A 14,545-nucleotide genomic window follows, 5' to 3' on the forward strand; every position below is an offset into this window, starting at 1 on the left:
GAGTTATTCCTGAATAGGTTCCAGTTTCTCGCGTACGACAGCGGGCAGGGCTTTCGGACGCAAATTCATCGCATCGACACAGCAGATTTGAATATTGCCATGCGCTAACAGTTCCCCATCGCGTTCGGCGCGCTGCTCGAAATGGATCGAGGCGCGGCCAAGCTGCGTGATACGGCTGCGTATGGTGATCAGGTCATCCAGTCGCGCGGGCTTGCGGTACGACATGTCCAACGAATGCACGACAAACATGCGTGCTTCAGTTTCGACGAGCGCGGATTGCTGCACGTCCAGCTCGCGCAACCACTCCGTGCGCGCGCGCTCGAAGAACTTCAGATAGTTCGCGTAAAAGACGACCCCACCCGCATCTGTGTCCTCGTAATAGACACGGATCTGGAGGGTCGCCTCGTTGGACTTCGATTCAATCACAATGACAAGTCGCTCGGTTGGGCGTGCCTGGTAGTCGGCCCGGCAGTCTACAGCGTTTCCAGCTTGTCCAGCACCTGAGTCAGGGCGGATTCGACGGAAATCTTGGCCGCTTCGCTTTCACGCCGGGCCTGCAATTCCACCACACCCTCTTTCAGGCCGCGTTCTCCAACTGTTACACGTAGCGGCACACCGATCAGCTCCCATTCCGCGAACATCACACCGGGACGGGCGTCACGATCATCCAGAATCACATCCACGCCGCGGGCCTTCAGCTCGTCATAGAGTTTTACGGCTTCGTTGCGAACGGTTTCACTTTTGCCCCAGCCCACCGGGCAAATCACGACCTCGAACGGCGCGATCGCCCGTGGCCACACAATCCCACGGCCATCATGGTTCTGCTCGATGGCCGCGCCCGCGATACGGGTGATGCCAATACCGTAGCAGCCCATTTGCAGCGTGGCCGGCTTGCCGGTTTCGTCCAGGAACGTGGCCTTGAGCGCTTCTGAATACTTGGTGCCGAGGAAAAACACGTGGCCCACCTCGATGCCGCGCTGAATGGCCAGCGTCCCCACGCCGTCCGGCGAGCGGTCGCCCGCGACCACATTGCGCAGATCCACGACCAATTCCGGTTCCGGCATATCGCGGCCCCAGTTGGCGCCGGTGTAGTGGTGACCCTCTTGATTGGCGCCGCAGACAAAATCGGACATGTTGGCAACCGTCAGGTCGGCCACGACACGTACCGGCTTAGCGGTGGCGACCGGGCCCAGATAGCCCGGCTTGCAGCCAAAATGCTCGACGATCTCGGTTTCCGAGGCAAAACGGAACCCGTCCAGACCCGGCACCTTGCCCGCTTTAACTTCGTTCAGTTCATGATCGCCGCGCAGCATCAAGAGCCAGATCTGAACCTTGCCCGGTTCCGGTTCGGTCGCCAACACCAGCGATTTCACCGTGCGTTCCAGCGGCAGGCCCAGCATCTCGGCCACGTCTTCGCACTTGGCCGCACCGGGCGTCGGGGTGAGCGTCAGCGCCTCGGACGCCGCCGCGCGCTCGGCCAGCAGGCAGGGCGCCTCGGCCAATTCGATATTGGCGGCGTATTGCGTCTCGGGGTTGTAAACCAACAGATCTTCGCCCGTATCGGCAATCACCTGGAATTCGTGGCTGCGCGTGCCGCCAATCGAGCCCGTGTCGGCCGCCACCGCGCGAAATTCCAGCCCCAGACGGGCGAAAATCCGCATATAGGCGTCGAACATCTTGTCGTAGCTCTGCTGCGCGCTCGCCTCGTCGCGATCGAACGAATAGGCGTCCTTCATCGTGAATTCCCGCCCGCGCATCAGCCCGAATCGGGGGCGGCGCTCGTCACGGAACTTGGTCTGAATATGGTAGAAATTCAGCGGCAGCTGACGATAGCTATGAATTTCATTGCGCGCGATGTCGGTGATCACCTCTTCCGAGGTCGGCTGCAAGACGAAATCGCGCTGATGGCGGTCCTTCATGCGCAGCAGCTCCGGGCCGTACTGCACCCAGCGGCCAGATTCCTGCCATAGCTCGGCCGGCTGCACCACGGGCATCAACAGCTCGATGGCGCCAGCGGCGTTCATCTCGTCGCGCACGATGGCTTCAATTTTCCGGATCACCCGCAAGCCCAGCGGCATGTAGGTGTAGATACCCCCCGCAAGTTTGCGGATCATACCCGCGCGGGTCATCAGCTGGTGGCTGACGACTTCGGCTTCGGAGGGGGCTTCTTTCAGCGTATTAATGTGATAGGTAGATGCGCGCATAGTTAAAGGTGGCTGCGGGTACGTATAATCAACTGTAATTGTATTGAATTCGGTGGGGGTGGCCATGCTTGATCGTGAAGGCTACCGTCCCAATGTCGGCATTATTCTCGTTAACGGTAAAAACGAGGTCTTCTGGGGCAAGCGGATCCGGGAACACGCGTGGCAGTTTCCGCAGGGTGGCATCAAGCACGGGGAAAGCCCCGTGCAGGCCATGTATCGTGAGCTCCACGAAGAAATAGGCTTACGGCCTGAACATGTCCGTATTTTGGGGCGTACACGCGATTGGCTGCGCTATAACGTGCCGGACCACTTTGTCCGGCGGGAGTGGCGTGGGCACTATAAAGGTCAAAAGCAGATCTGGTTCTTGTTGCGTCTGATCGGGCGCGACTGCGACGTATGCCTGCGTGCAACGCAGCATCCAGAGTTCGACGCCTGGCGTTGGAGCCAATATTGGGTGCCGCTGGACGCGGTGATCGAGTTCAAGCGCGAGGTCTACACCCTGGCGCTGAACGAGCTATCCGGCATTCTGTTCCGCCGCCAGCACGAGACGCGTTATCTGCGACAGCGCGTGCACGGCCCGGCGCGCGTGCCAGAGACTGTCTCTGCCGACTCTGACGGCCATGCGCATATTGCTGGTTGAAGACGAGCTCGAAATGGCCTCGTGGCTGGTTCGGGCATTGGCGCAAAGCGGCTTTACGCCTGACCACGCGCCCGATGCCCGCAGCGCCGAGGCCTTGATGGCCGCCAACGAATACGACGCGATCGTCATGGATCTCCGGCTGCCCGACAAGCATGGTCTCGTCGTGCTGCGGGACATGCGCGGGCGCGACGATCGCACGCCCGTCTTGCTGTTGACCGCGCAAGGCGCGCTGCAGGACCGCGTACGCGGCTTGAACCTGGGTGCGGACGATTTTCTGACCAAGCCCTTTGCCCTCGAAGAACTCGAGGCGCGCGTGGCCGCGCTCGTTCGACGCAGCCGTGGCCGGCAACAGCCGCGCCTGCAGTGCGGGTCCTTATCCTACGACGGCGAGAGCCGCGCCTTCACCTTGGACGGCGCATTGTTGCTCTTGACGCCGCGCGAGCACGCCGCGTTGGTGGTCCTGTTGACCCGCAACGGTTACCCCGTCGACAAGGCCCAACTTTTCGGGAAAGTATTCACCCAGGACAGCGAGTCCAGCGTGGACGCTATCGAAGTCGTCTTGCACCGCCTGCGCAAGAAACTCGCTGGCAGCGATGTACGCATCGTCACAGTTCGCGGCTTAGGCTATATGCTGGAATGCAGCAGCAGTGAAACTGCCGGGGCGTGACCGATTCCGGCTGCCTCTGGGCATCCGCACGCTGCTGATCACTCTGCTCTTGCCGGGGATCATCCTGCTGCTCGTCATTGACAGCTGGAACGATTACCGCACGCTTTCCGCCATCACCAACGAAGCGTACGACAGCGCGCTGCTGGAGCCGGCCCGCGTACTCGAAAGCAGCATCGAATTCACGCCTGATGGCCAACTGCTCGTGACCACGCCGGTCTATGCCCAAGTCATTCTCGAGTCCAAGGCCGGGCTGCGTAAATACTTTCGCATCGAGGAAGTGATCCCGCCCCAGCCTGAAGGGTCCGACGTCGTGCCCCCTTCGGGCCGCACCTTGGCCGGTATGCCCGAACTGCCGCGCCCACCCGTCTGGCCATCGGCGCGCGGCGAGCCTTTGTTTTTCAATAGCGTCTATCGGGATGATCCTGTGCGGGTAGTCGCTATCCTGCGCGATCTCTACTATCGCGGTCAGCATCGTCAAGTCCTCGTCCTGGTTGCCGAAAGCATCGGGCGGCGTCTACACGCTGAAGAGACGGCCCAGCGCCAAGAGCTGCTACGCGATGCCCGAATGCTGGCCCTGGTCGCCATTCTGGTGTGGTGGGGCGTGACCTGGTCGCTGCGGCCGCTGAATCGGCTGCGTAATGACATTCGTAGCCGTTCTCCGGCGGACATGACGCCCCTGGATGCTTCGCGCGTACCTAGCGAAGTGATCCCGCTGGTCGATGCCGTTAACTACCACATCGAACGGCACCGGCGCGTCCTTGATGAGCAGGCACAGTTTCTCGCCGACGCTTCGCATCAGCTGCGCACCCCGCTTGCCATTATCCTGACCCAAGCGCAATACGCCCTGCGCGAACCGGATCCCCAGCGCGCCCGGGAAGGCCTGCAAGCCATTGTGGAGCAACTGGGGCGCACTCGCCGTTTGACCGAACAGCTTTTATCCTTGGCGCATGCCAGCCAGGGGGAGGCGCAGCCACGCGAGCTGTTGGATCTCAATGAGGTCGCGCGAAATGTCGTGCTGCAGTATCTGCCGCTGTCACACGAAAAACGTCAGGACCTAGGGTGGGTTTCTGCCGAAACGACAAGTGCTGACGAACTGCACCTGCTCGCGCCGCGCTCCTCTGATGATGCGGACCAAACCATCGGCGCCTCGAGCGGGGGAGACCCTCGTGCACCCCTGGAGACCCGCCCCACGCTGCCCGTCTTCGGCAGCGAGGCGGAAATCCACGAGGCCTTGTCCAACTTGTTGCACAACGCGATTCACTACGCGCCAGTGGGGGCGCGCATCACCGTATCCGGCAGGATGGTGGGTGATCGCGCCGAGGTGGCCATCTCCGACAACGGCCCAGGCATCGACGTATCGGCTCGCATTCGCGCATTTGCCCGGTTCGACCGGCTGGGCTCAGGCCGCTCGTCCGTGTCCTCGGGATCGGGACTGGGCTTGGCCATTGCACGCGCCTACGCGCGCCGCAACGCAGGCGACATCGTCCTGCGTGATGGCGAGCCCAATGCGCAGGGCGGGCTCGGCCTGTGTGCCGTGCTCTGGCTACCCATGGCACTACCTACCGGCGTGGGCGCCGGCGCCACGGCAGGTCAGAAAACGCCGTTGCCCGGCTCGGACTTTTCTTCCATGACTTAAGTGCAGGGCGGGGCGGTATGTGGCCGCGCCCGCTCAGTCGCTCAGTCGCGCAGTCGGGTGATCAGACTCGACGTATCCCAGCGTCCGCCACCCGCTTTCTGTACATCCCCATAGAACTGATCGACCAGCGCCGTTAGCGGCAAACGCGCACCGTTATGGCGTGCTTCGGCCAGCACCAGACTCAGATCCTTGCGCATCCAATCCACTGCAAAGCCAAAATCGAACTTGCCATCGACCATCGTGGCGCCCCGGTTTTCCATCTGCCAGCTCTGCGCCGCCCCTTTGCTGATCACATCCAGCACGAGCTTCATATCCAGATTGGCCGCCTGCCCGAACGCGACGGCCTCAGACAGCCCTTGCACAATGCCCGCGATGCAGACCTGATTCACCATCTTCGCCAGCTGACCCGCGCCCGGCTCGCCCACCAGCGTCACCGCACGGCCATACGCCTGCGCGACGGGTTTGACCAGATCAAACGTTGCCGGCTCGCCGCCGCACATAATGGTCAGCACGCCGTTGACCGCGCCCGCCTGGCCGCCCGACACGGGCGCATCGACGAACTGCAAACCACGTTCCTTGCCGTTCGCGTACAGCTCGCGCGCCACGTCGGCGGAAGCCGTCGTGTGGTCGACAAACACGGCGCCCGCGGACATGCCCGCGAACGCACCGTCCTCGCCCAACACCACACTGCGCAGATCGTCGTCGTTGCCCACGCAGGCAAACACGATTTCCGCGCCTACCGCCGCCTCTCGCGGCGTGGCGGCGCTGGAGCCACCAAATTCGGCGGCCCAGGCCTTTGCCTTCGCTTCCGTGCGGTTATAAACCGTCACCTCGTGTCCGGCTTTCGCCAGGTGCCCGGCCATGGGGTAGCCCATGACGCCCAAGCCAAGAAAGGCGACTTTTTTCGGGGTGATTTTGTCGTAGTCCTTGGTGCCGATGGATGCCATACAGTGTCTCCGGATGTGCAGGTCAAATGTCAAAGTGTGAACGTTACCGCAACTGCGCCGATCGCGCAGTGGCGAACGCCGATTTTCTGGACGCTCCAAAGAAAAATGCCAGGCACCTCGCGGGGCCTGGCATCCGGATGCGTCTTCCGTCACAGGGACGGAATGACAGTCGCTTTAGTCTTCTTCGACGAAGGTCTCTTCGCGCTTCTTGCGGATCGACGGCAGAGCCACCAGCACCACCATGAAGACCGCAACCGCCAGCAGCGATGCCGACAGCGGACGTTCCACGAAGGTCATGAAATCACCACGCGACAGCAGCAGGGCACGACGGAAGTTTTCTTCCATCATGGGTCCCAGTACCAGACCCAGCAGCAGCGGGGCGCCTTCGCACTTCAGCTTCGACCAGACATAGCCGATCACACCAAAGATCGCCGTCGTGAAGATATCGAAGGTGTTGTAGTTCAGCGAGTACACACCGATCGTGCAGAACACCAGAATGGCCGGGAACAGAATGCGGTAGGGCACCTTCAGCAGCTTGACCCACAGGCCAATCAGCGGCAGGTTCAACACCACCAGCATCAGGTTACCAATCCACATCGAGGCGATCAGGCCCCAGAACAGTTCCGGGTGGCTGCTCATCACCTGCGGACCCGGCTGAATGTTGTGGATCGTCATCGCGCCCACCATCAGCGCCATCACGGCGTTACCCGGAATACCCAGCGTCAGCAGCGGGATAAACGACGTTTGTGCCGCGGCGTTGTTGGCCGACTCGGGGCCGCCCAAACCTGCGGGGTGGCCCTTGCCAAAGCGCTCGGGGTTCTTCGAGATCTTCTTTTCCAGCGTGTAGGAGGCAAACGACGACAGCACCGCGCCGCCGCCAGGCAGAATACCCAGCATCGAACCCAGCACCGTGCCACGAACCACTGCGGGAGCAGCCTCACGGAACTCTTGCTTGTTCGGATAAAGCGAGCCGATCTTGTCGGTAATGTCGACGCGGTTTTCCTTCTGCTCCAGGTTGGTCATGATTTCGGCAAAGCCGAACACGCCCATGGCCACGATAGCGAAGTCGATACCGTCTTGCAGTTCCGGAATGCCGAAGTCAAAGCGGGCCACACCCGAGTTCACGTCGGTACCCACCATACCCAGCAACAGGCCCAGGATGATCATCGCGATAGCCTTGGGCAGCGAACCCGAAGCCAGCACCACCGCACCCACCAGACCCAGGGTCATCAGCGAGAAGTATTCAGCAGGACCGAACTTGAAGGCGACTTCCGCCAGCGGAGGCGCAAAGCCAGCCAGCAACAGCGTGGCCACGCAGCCGGCGAAGAACGAACCCAGCGCCGCGATTGCCAGTGCGGCACCCGCACGGCCGTTACGCGCCATCTGGTGACCGTCCAACACCGTCACCACCGCGGAGGTTTCCCCAGGCAACGCCACCAAGATCGCAGTCGTCGAGCCGCCGTACTGAGCACCGTAGTAAATACCCGCCAGCATGATCAGGCCGGCCACCGGGGGCAGCACGTACGTGATCGGCAGCAGCATTGCGATCGTCGGCACGGGGCCGATACCGGGCAATACGCCAATCAGCGTACCCAGAATACAACCGAGCAGCGCGTACAGCAGGTTTTCGGGCGTAAACGCAACCGAGAAACCTAGCATCAAATTATCAAACAATTCCATGGCCGATGACTCCTTAGTTCATGCCCAGAAACGACGGCCACAGCGGGAAAATCAGACCCAAGCCCTTGATGAAGGCCAGGTACGAGAACACCACCAGGAAGATACCGTTAGCCACTGCCACCTTGAGATTGAACTCATGGCTGGCAAAGCTGCTGACCACCACCAACACAAAGACCGAGAGATAAACGCCCAGCGGCTTCAAGATCAGTGCGTAAAGCACCACCGATCCGATCACCAAAAAGGTAATACGCCAGTCGAACTTATCGACATGTGTTTCCGTGGCCTTCTTGCTCAAGGACCCCAGAAGCACGATCGCGCCCAGAAGGGCCAGAACGATGCCCAGCGCGAACGGGAAGTATCCCGGTCCCATGCGGGCCGCGGTTCCCATCTGATAGTTCGTCGCTTGCCAGGAGGCTCCCAGTCCAAGGGCGATGAACATCACCCCCGACCAGAAATCCTGCCGATTGCGTAGCTGCATGGTCTACTCCTATTTACAGCATGTGGGTTAAAGCCAGGCCGTTTCGTAAACGGCGCTAAAACGGCACTTCTGTGTTGCGGTTGATTCGTATGAAGTGCTTTTTTAAGCAGCGCGCATGGTAGCGAAGGGGTCCGGCCATGCAAACCCAACTTGCCCGAGATGCCGATGGGGTTTTCCCTAGAAAAGGCCTGCAAGTTGTAACTTCATCCGCTCATCACCAAAAAATGAAAGCAAAATGAAAGTAAATAGAAAGACAGGCGAAAGCCGCTGAAAGGTTCCGGAAACGTCTTGGCCCCAGTTATCCCAGTTTGAGCCACGACTAACGAGCGGCGCTTACACGGGCAAAAGTTCTACAGGATATTGCCGGTTCTCTCACCATGCGTACGGCCTCCCGATCGAGGCGCGGATGGTTTACGATAGCGCCCATGCTGCAAGACCTAGATCACCTCTCTGCCCGTATCGGGCAACTCGTGCAACTCACCCGGCACCTTCAGGCCGAGCGTGACATGTTGCGTACCAGCCTCGACCAGAGCCAAGCCGCTCAGCGCACGCTCGAGCAGCGTTGTCAGGCGCACGAGGTAGAAATCCAGACCCTGCAGACAAAGCTGCAGGAACATGATGGCGCGGTCGACGACCTGCTGGCCGAGGCGCGGCAGGCAGAAATCGATCTGCGTGCCCAACTGGCCCGAGCCATCTCCGAACAGCAAGCTATCGAAGCCCGCGCTCAAGCGCGCGAATCGGAACTCCTGCGTTCGATCACCGTAAAAGACACCGAGCTGCAGCGTCTGCGCGTGGCCACCGTGGCCGCACGCGAACGCATCGATTCGGTGCTCGCGCGCCTGCCCGGTGCGCCGGCGCCTGAACAACTCCATGGAGCGCAACCGTGATGGAACGTGTTGATGTCACCATTCTGGGGCGCGATTACTCACTCGCTTGCTCCACCGAAGAAAAACCCGCGCTGCTTGCCGCCGTGCGCCATGTCGACCAGTTGATGCTGCGCATCCAGGGATCTGGCAAGGTCACCAGCAACGAACGCATCGCCGTCATGGCCGCGCTGCATGTGGCTGGCGAGCTGCTTTCCATGAAAGCGCCCGACGGTCCGCTGGGTGGTTTGGCGGTCGGTGAGTTCAAGAGTAGAATTGAACACATGAATTCCTTGCTCGACGAAGCGCTGCCTCAACAGGGCTGACATGCGTCGTAGCCTCGGCCCCGACAGGGCCGACCAGCAGCAAGGTGTCTAAGATTTTCCAGTTTGTCCCTGCAGTGCTCGTGACTTGGCCATACATTCTCTGAACCTATGTCTTACGGCATATCGGTTGCGTGAATGGTGAGCGGGCGTGATGGTCTTGCAGTTTCGAGACTGACCCGAAGCTCAACGGATCGCGACCACCTTGAACCTCAGGGTTCGAGATGCCGGCCTAGACGGCACACGCGGGGCATCTATGCCAGGGGACCTGAGCAAAATGCTCAGGTCCGCTCCGGCCTCAGTTCCTTCCCCCCATAGGCTTATCATGATGCACTCTCTTCGCGTGTCTTCATTGAACCGTGCCGCAGCTATGTGCTGCTTGGTGCTTTCCATGGCGGTCGCGCCGTCAGCTTTTGCCCAGTCGCCTCAGGCGTCCTCTGTAGCGCAGTCCGCCGGGACCACTGCCGCGCCCGAACTAAGCCTGCAAGCCTCCGCCTCGATGGAAGTGTCCCAAGACGTCGTGCGCATCACCCTGGCAGCCGAATTCGACGCCGAATCGCAGGCCCAGGCCACCAGTGCCTTGAGTACGGTGCTGGATGAAGCCGTCAAACGCACCGACGGCGCCAATGGCGTCCAGGTCCATACCGGCGGCTACAACGTCTGGCCCTATACCGACGACAAAGGCAAAATCCAGAACTGGCGCGCGCGTGGCGAAATCACCCTCGAATCGCAGGACTTCGCCGCCGCCTCGGCGCTAGCCTCCAAGCTCTCCGACAAGGTCGCTATCTCCCAGATCGCCTTTACCTTGTCGCGTCAGGCCAGAGAAGCCGCCGAAGAGAAATTGCTCAAACAAGCCGCCGATGCGTTTCGGGCCCGTGCCGAGGCGGCCGCTCAGGCCTTCGGCTATCAGAGCTACCAACTGCAGCAGCTTGAGCTCAGTGGGGGCGGTGTTTCAATGCCAGGCCCGCGTCCGATGCAGGCCATGGCCAAAGCCAGCCTGGACAGCGCACCCGATGTGCCGCTGCAGGCTGACGATGTGACGGTATCGTTGTCCGTCAGCGGGAAGGTTTCTTTGCGCTAAACCAGAACAACGCGATGCCGGCGGCGATCATGGGCAGCGATAGCCACTGGCCCATGGAGAGGCCGGCCGCCAGCAATCCCAGAAAGTCGTCCGGTTCGCGTGTGTATTCCACCAAAAAGCGAAAAGCGCCATACCCGATCAAGAACAGCGCGCTGACTTGCCCGGTCGGCCGGGGTTTGCTGGAAAACCACCACAGCAAGGCAAACAGCACAATCCCTTCCAGACCCAGCTCGTACAGCTGTGACGGGTGACGCGCCACATCCGTGCCTGATTGCGGAAACACCATCGCCCAAGGCACGTCACTGGGCCGGCCCCACAGCTCGCCATTGATAAAGTTACCCAGACGTCCCGCGCCCAACCCCAGCGGGATCAAGGGCGCCAGGAAATCGCTGACCGTAAAGAACGACAGCCCCTTTTTGCGCGCAAACAGCATCAGGACGACGATCACCCCGATCAGTCCGCCGTGAAACGACATGCCGCCTTCCCACAGATAGAAGACATGCAAGGGATGGGCGAGGAAATAATCCAGCTTATAAAACAAGACATAGCCCAGGCGCCCGCCTAGGACTACCCCTAAAACACTATAGAAGATCAAGTCTTCCAGGTCGCGTGGCGTGAGCGCGCTAGTATGACCTCGGGTCAGACGCCATCGGCCCAGCACATACACCAGAGCAAAGCCCACCAGATACATCAGGCCGTACCAATGGATGGCGACCGGGCCAATACTCAGCGCAATTGGGTCAAATTCAGGATGGTGCAGCATATTCCGCCATGCTAGAAAAGAATGCGTCGATAATAACCGGCATGGCCGGTGTTAGGCCGGCCCATTCAGGGCTCATATCAATACGCAACACGGAGACACACAATGCCGGATAACGACCGTTCACGCCATATCACCCAAGGCGTCGCGCGCGCGCCCAACCGCGCCATGTATTACGCGCTAGGCTACCAGGAGTCGGACTTTAACAATCCCATGATAGGCGTGGCCAACGGCCATTCCACCATCACGCCTTGCAATAGCGGTCTTCAACGCCTCGCCGACGCCGCGATCCAAGCCATCCGTGAGTCACGCGCCAACCCGCAAGTGTTCGGCACGCCCACCATTTCCGATGGCATGTCCATGGGCACCGAAGGCATGAAGTATTCGCTCGTGTCCCGCGAAGTCATCGCCGACTGTATCGAGACCGCCGCGCAGGGCCAATGGATGGACGGCGTGCTGGTTATCGGTGGCTGCGACAAAAATATGCCCGGCGGAATGATCGCCCTGGCGCGCAGCAACGTGCCGGGTATCTACGTCTACGGCGGCACCATCAAACCGGGCCACCACAAGGGCAAAGACCTGACCATCGTGTCCGTATTCGAGGCCGTTGGCGAATACACCATGGGCCGCATGGACGAAGACGAATTCAAGCAAATCGAAAAATGCGCGATCCCGGGCTCGGGTTCCTGTGGTGGTATGTACACCGCCAACACCATGAGCTCCGCCTTCGAGGCCCTGGGCATGAGCCTGCCTTATTCCAGCACCATGGCCAACGAGGACGACGAAAAAGTCGCCTCCGCCGCCGAGTCGGCCCGCGTACTTGTCGACGCCGTGCGTCGCGGCGTGCGCCCGCGCGACATTATTACCCGCAAATCCATCGAAAACGCTGTGTCAGTCATCATGGCTACCGGAGGCTCCACCAACGCCGTTCTGCATTTTCTCGCCATCGCCCATGCCGCCGAAGTCGAATGGACCATCGACGATTTCGAGCGCATTCGCCGCCGCGTGCCCGTCATCTGCGACTTGAAGCCTTCCGGCCGCTACGTCGCCACCGACTTGCATCGCGCGGGCGGCATTCCCCAAGTCATGAAGATCCTGCTCGACGCGGGCCTGCTGCATGGGGACTGCATGACCATCACCGGCAAGACGATTGCGGAAACGCTCGCGGATGTGCCCAGCGTGCCGCGCGCCGACCAGGACGTCATCATGCCGATTGATCGCGCGCTCTACGCCCAGGGTCACCTTGCTATCTTGAAAGGCAACCTTTCCCCCGAAGGCTGTGTGGCGAAGATCACTGGCTTGAGAAACCCGGTGATCACCGGTCCGGCCCGCGTCTTCGATTCCGAGGACGAAGCCATGGCCGCCATCATGGATCGCCGCATTCAACATGGCGACGTCGTCGTGATCCGCTACGAAGGTCCCAAGGGCGGCCCCGGCATGCGCGAAATGTTAGCGCCCACCTCCGCGCTGGTCGGGCAGGGCCTGGGCGAGACCGTCGGTCTGATCACCGATGGCCGATTTTCAGGTGGCACCTGGGGCATGGTCGTCGGTCACGTCGCACCGGAGGCCTTCGTCGGCGGGCCCATCGCGCTGATACGGGAAGGCGATTCGGTTACCATCGATGCGCACAAGCTGCTCTTACAGCTCAATATCTCCGATGAGGAGATGCAGGCGCGTCGCCAGGCTTGGGTGGCCCCCTCTCCGCGCTACACCCGGGGAGTATTGGCAAAGTTCGCCAAGCTGGCTAGCAGTGCGAGTCGTGGAGCGGTGACCGACGCATTTGAACCCTGATTGGGTTGTCGTGTCCAAGGGTGCATGACATGTGCACCCTTTTAATTTGGTGAGAGTAGTAGGATGTTGGTAAAGACTTGGTGGAAAGCTGCGATTCTGTGCGCATGGGGGGCGGCAGCGCTTATCCCGTCCGCTGTTCACGCAGACCAAACCGCCGCCGGCATGGCCCTGGCCCAGCGCAAGGCCTGCATGGGTTGTCATCAGGTCGACGTTAAACGTGTAGGCCCGCCTTTGCGCAGCATAGGCGAGCGCTACGCCGCCGGCGATGACAAAGACGCCGCCGTTCAATATCTGGCCGGCAAAATTCGCTCTGGCGGACAACGCGTCTGGGGCGCCGTGCCTATGCCGGCACAGGGGCAGGTCAGCGAACAAGAGGCGCGCGAACTCGCGCAATGGATCCTGACTCTGCCAGCCTCGCGGCCCTGACGTCACGGCTACGCCGAACCCCTATATAGTTAGAGTAATTAGATTACCTCCGTCTAGCCCGACATCGGTCCGGCTAGTCCGAGATCACACCCGTCAGATTCAGACCGACGGAAATCCGTCGCAAGCAAGGAGTCATCGATATGGCCGAATCCCAATCTCAGCCGCAGACCCAGGTCGCCATCCTCGGCGGCGGCTGCTTCTGGTGCGTCGAAGCCGTGCTCACCGACCTGCGCGGTGTCCTCGCTGTCGAGCCTGGCTACAGCGGCGGCCACGTCGCTAATCCCAGCTATGAACAGGTGTGCGGCAAAGACACCGGCCATGTCGAAGTGGCCAGAGTGGAATTCGATCCCGCCACGCTCAGCTACGCCGATCTGTTGCGCGTATTCTTTGCCACACACGACCCCACCACCCCGGGTCGCCAAGGCAATGACGTGGGCCCTCAGTACGAATCCACCATCTTCTGGGTAGACCAAGCACAGCGTGAAACCGCGCAAGCCATCATCGCGGAGCTGGAGGAACAGCAGCTTTATCCCGAACCCATCATCACCCAACTACGCCCGCTCGAAAAGTTCTGGCCGGCCGAGGACTACCACCGCAACTACTTCGCGCTGCACCCGGAACAGGGTTACTGCCAATTCGTCATCGCGCCGAAAGTCGCAAAGTTCCGCAAACAATATAGTGACCGGCTAAAGAAGTAATCACCGACGGGGGTAGCCAGGCCCCTATCGTGACTTCTCTATATCGTGGGCTCTCGCTATATAGAGGGGAGAGGTAAGAGACGAACGGGCTCTTATTTATATAGTGCTTATATAGAGGAGGGCGCCGAGTGGCCTGTAGGCAGAGGCAGCCCAGGGAGCAACGATCCAGCAAACTGCCATGTCTATAGCGGCTCTACACGCTGCAAAATATCTCGCGTACGCCCCTCAATCGCCGCGATGGCAAAAACTTTGAAGTTTTTTCGTCCGATTTGCCACAGGCCTCAAAATTCGTGTATAGTCTCGTTCCTTCGCTGCTCGAACACGAATTTACGGGTTCAGGCGGTGGGGCCG

15 protein-coding genes and 1 other RNA gene are annotated in these 14,545 nt (G+C 60.7%); 10 read left to right on the forward strand and 6 right to left on the reverse strand.

The window, feature by feature from the left end; all coding sequences use genetic code 11:
* Nucleotides 1-3: 3 nt before the first annotated feature.
* Nucleotides 4-426: a tol-pal system-associated acyl-CoA thioesterase gene (ybgC, locus tag GOQ28_RS09390; protein ID WP_160352052.1), complete on the reverse strand. Its 423-nt coding sequence runs from the start codon at nucleotides 424-426 to the stop codon at nucleotides 4-6.
* A 47-nt stretch (nucleotides 427-473) separates the two neighbouring features.
* The gene (locus GOQ28_RS09395; protein WP_160352051.1) at nucleotides 474-2,204 is read right to left on the reverse strand and encodes a proline--tRNA ligase; all 1,731 of its coding nucleotides are present in this window, start codon (nucleotides 2,202-2,204) and stop codon (nucleotides 474-476) included.
* Between the two features lie 64 nt (nucleotides 2,205-2,268).
* Between GOQ28_RS09395 and GOQ28_RS09400 the strand changes: the two genes are divergently transcribed.
* Genes GOQ28_RS09400 through GOQ28_RS09410 form a run of 3 tightly spaced genes read left to right on the forward strand, consistent with a single transcriptional unit; the run spans nucleotide 2,269 to nucleotide 5,147 of the window.
* Nucleotides 2,269-2,844, forward strand: a complete 576-nt coding sequence (locus GOQ28_RS09400; RefSeq protein ID WP_160352050.1) for an RNA pyrophosphohydrolase — start codon at nucleotides 2,269-2,271, stop codon at nucleotides 2,842-2,844.
* Complete coding sequence (locus GOQ28_RS09405; RefSeq protein ID WP_160352049.1) at nucleotides 2,825-3,511, forward strand: response regulator; 687 nt, start codon at nucleotides 2,825-2,827, stop codon at nucleotides 3,509-3,511. The genes GOQ28_RS09400 and GOQ28_RS09405 overlap by 20 nt, the downstream gene beginning before the upstream one ends.
* Nucleotides 3,512-3,527: 16 nt before the next feature.
* On the forward strand, nucleotides 3,528-5,147 hold the full coding sequence (locus GOQ28_RS09410) for a sensor histidine kinase (RefSeq protein ID WP_160356282.1): 1,620 nt from the start codon (nucleotides 3,528-3,530) through the stop codon (nucleotides 5,145-5,147).
* 41 nt (nucleotides 5,148-5,188) lie between these two features.
* Here the strand turns inward: GOQ28_RS09410 and GOQ28_RS09415 are convergent, their stop codons facing one another.
* The 3 genes from GOQ28_RS09415 to GOQ28_RS09425 form a co-directional block, all read right to left on the reverse strand.
* Nucleotides 5,189-6,094, reverse strand: a complete 906-nt coding sequence (locus tag GOQ28_RS09415; protein ID WP_160356271.1) for an NAD(P)-dependent oxidoreductase — start codon at nucleotides 6,092-6,094, stop codon at nucleotides 5,189-5,191.
* Nucleotides 6,095-6,268: 174 nt separating this feature from the next.
* The gene (locus tag GOQ28_RS09420; RefSeq protein ID WP_160352047.1) at nucleotides 6,269-7,774 is read right to left on the reverse strand and encodes a tripartite tricarboxylate transporter permease; all 1,506 of its coding nucleotides are present in this window, start codon (nucleotides 7,772-7,774) and stop codon (nucleotides 6,269-6,271) included.
* Nucleotides 7,775-7,787: 13 nt separating this feature from the next.
* Complete coding sequence (locus GOQ28_RS09425; protein ID WP_160356272.1) at nucleotides 7,788-8,252, reverse strand: tripartite tricarboxylate transporter TctB family protein; 465 nt, start codon at nucleotides 8,250-8,252, stop codon at nucleotides 7,788-7,790.
* Between the two features lie 425 nt (nucleotides 8,253-8,677).
* Between GOQ28_RS09425 and GOQ28_RS09430 the strand changes: the two genes are divergently transcribed.
* The 4 genes from GOQ28_RS09430 (at nucleotide 8,678) to GOQ28_RS09445 (ending at nucleotide 10,519) form a co-directional block, all read left to right on the forward strand.
* Complete coding sequence (locus GOQ28_RS09430) at nucleotides 8,678-9,139, forward strand: hypothetical protein (RefSeq protein WP_160356273.1); 462 nt, start codon at nucleotides 8,678-8,680, stop codon at nucleotides 9,137-9,139.
* Nucleotides 9,139-9,441, forward strand: a complete 303-nt coding sequence (locus GOQ28_RS09435) for a cell division protein ZapA (protein WP_160352055.1) — start codon at nucleotides 9,139-9,141, stop codon at nucleotides 9,439-9,441. Before GOQ28_RS09430 ends, GOQ28_RS09435 begins: the two co-directional genes overlap by 1 nt.
* Before the next feature lie 63 nt (nucleotides 9,442-9,504).
* Nucleotides 9,505-9,694, forward strand: a non-coding RNA gene (gene ssrS, locus GOQ28_RS09440) — 6S RNA.
* Between the two features lie 72 nt (nucleotides 9,695-9,766).
* The gene (locus GOQ28_RS09445) at nucleotides 9,767-10,519 is read left to right on the forward strand and encodes an SIMPL domain-containing protein (RefSeq protein ID WP_442862093.1); all 753 of its coding nucleotides are present in this window, start codon (nucleotides 9,767-9,769) and stop codon (nucleotides 10,517-10,519) included.
* On the opposite strand, the gene lgt is transcribed toward GOQ28_RS09445, so the two are convergent.
* Nucleotides 10,494-11,282 (reverse strand): prolipoprotein diacylglyceryl transferase, encoded by a 789-nt coding sequence (lgt, locus tag GOQ28_RS09450; RefSeq protein WP_160356275.1) that lies wholly within the window; start codon nucleotides 11,280-11,282, stop codon nucleotides 10,494-10,496. The two genes, GOQ28_RS09445 and lgt, sit on opposite strands and share 26 nt — an antisense overlap.
* A 102-nt stretch (nucleotides 11,283-11,384) precedes the next feature.
* On the opposite strand from lgt, the gene ilvD reads away from it, so the two are divergent.
* From ilvD to msrA, 3 genes are all read left to right on the forward strand, one after another.
* Nucleotides 11,385-13,070, forward strand: a complete 1,686-nt coding sequence (gene ilvD / locus GOQ28_RS09455; protein ID WP_160356276.1) for a dihydroxy-acid dehydratase — start codon at nucleotides 11,385-11,387, stop codon at nucleotides 13,068-13,070.
* A 63-nt stretch (nucleotides 13,071-13,133) separates the two neighbouring features.
* Nucleotides 13,134-13,496, forward strand: a complete 363-nt coding sequence (locus GOQ28_RS09460; protein WP_160352041.1) for a c-type cytochrome — start codon at nucleotides 13,134-13,136, stop codon at nucleotides 13,494-13,496.
* 140 nt (nucleotides 13,497-13,636) lie between these two features.
* On the forward strand, nucleotides 13,637-14,194 hold the full coding sequence (msrA, locus tag GOQ28_RS09465; protein WP_160352040.1) for a peptide-methionine (S)-S-oxide reductase MsrA: 558 nt from the start codon (nucleotides 13,637-13,639) through the stop codon (nucleotides 14,192-14,194).
* Nucleotides 14,195-14,545 lie beyond the last annotated feature (351 nt).

It is taken from the genome of Bordetella sp. 02P26C-1, assembly GCF_009763255.1.
Classification (GTDB): domain Bacteria; phylum Pseudomonadota; class Gammaproteobacteria; order Burkholderiales; family Burkholderiaceae_B; genus Bordetella_A.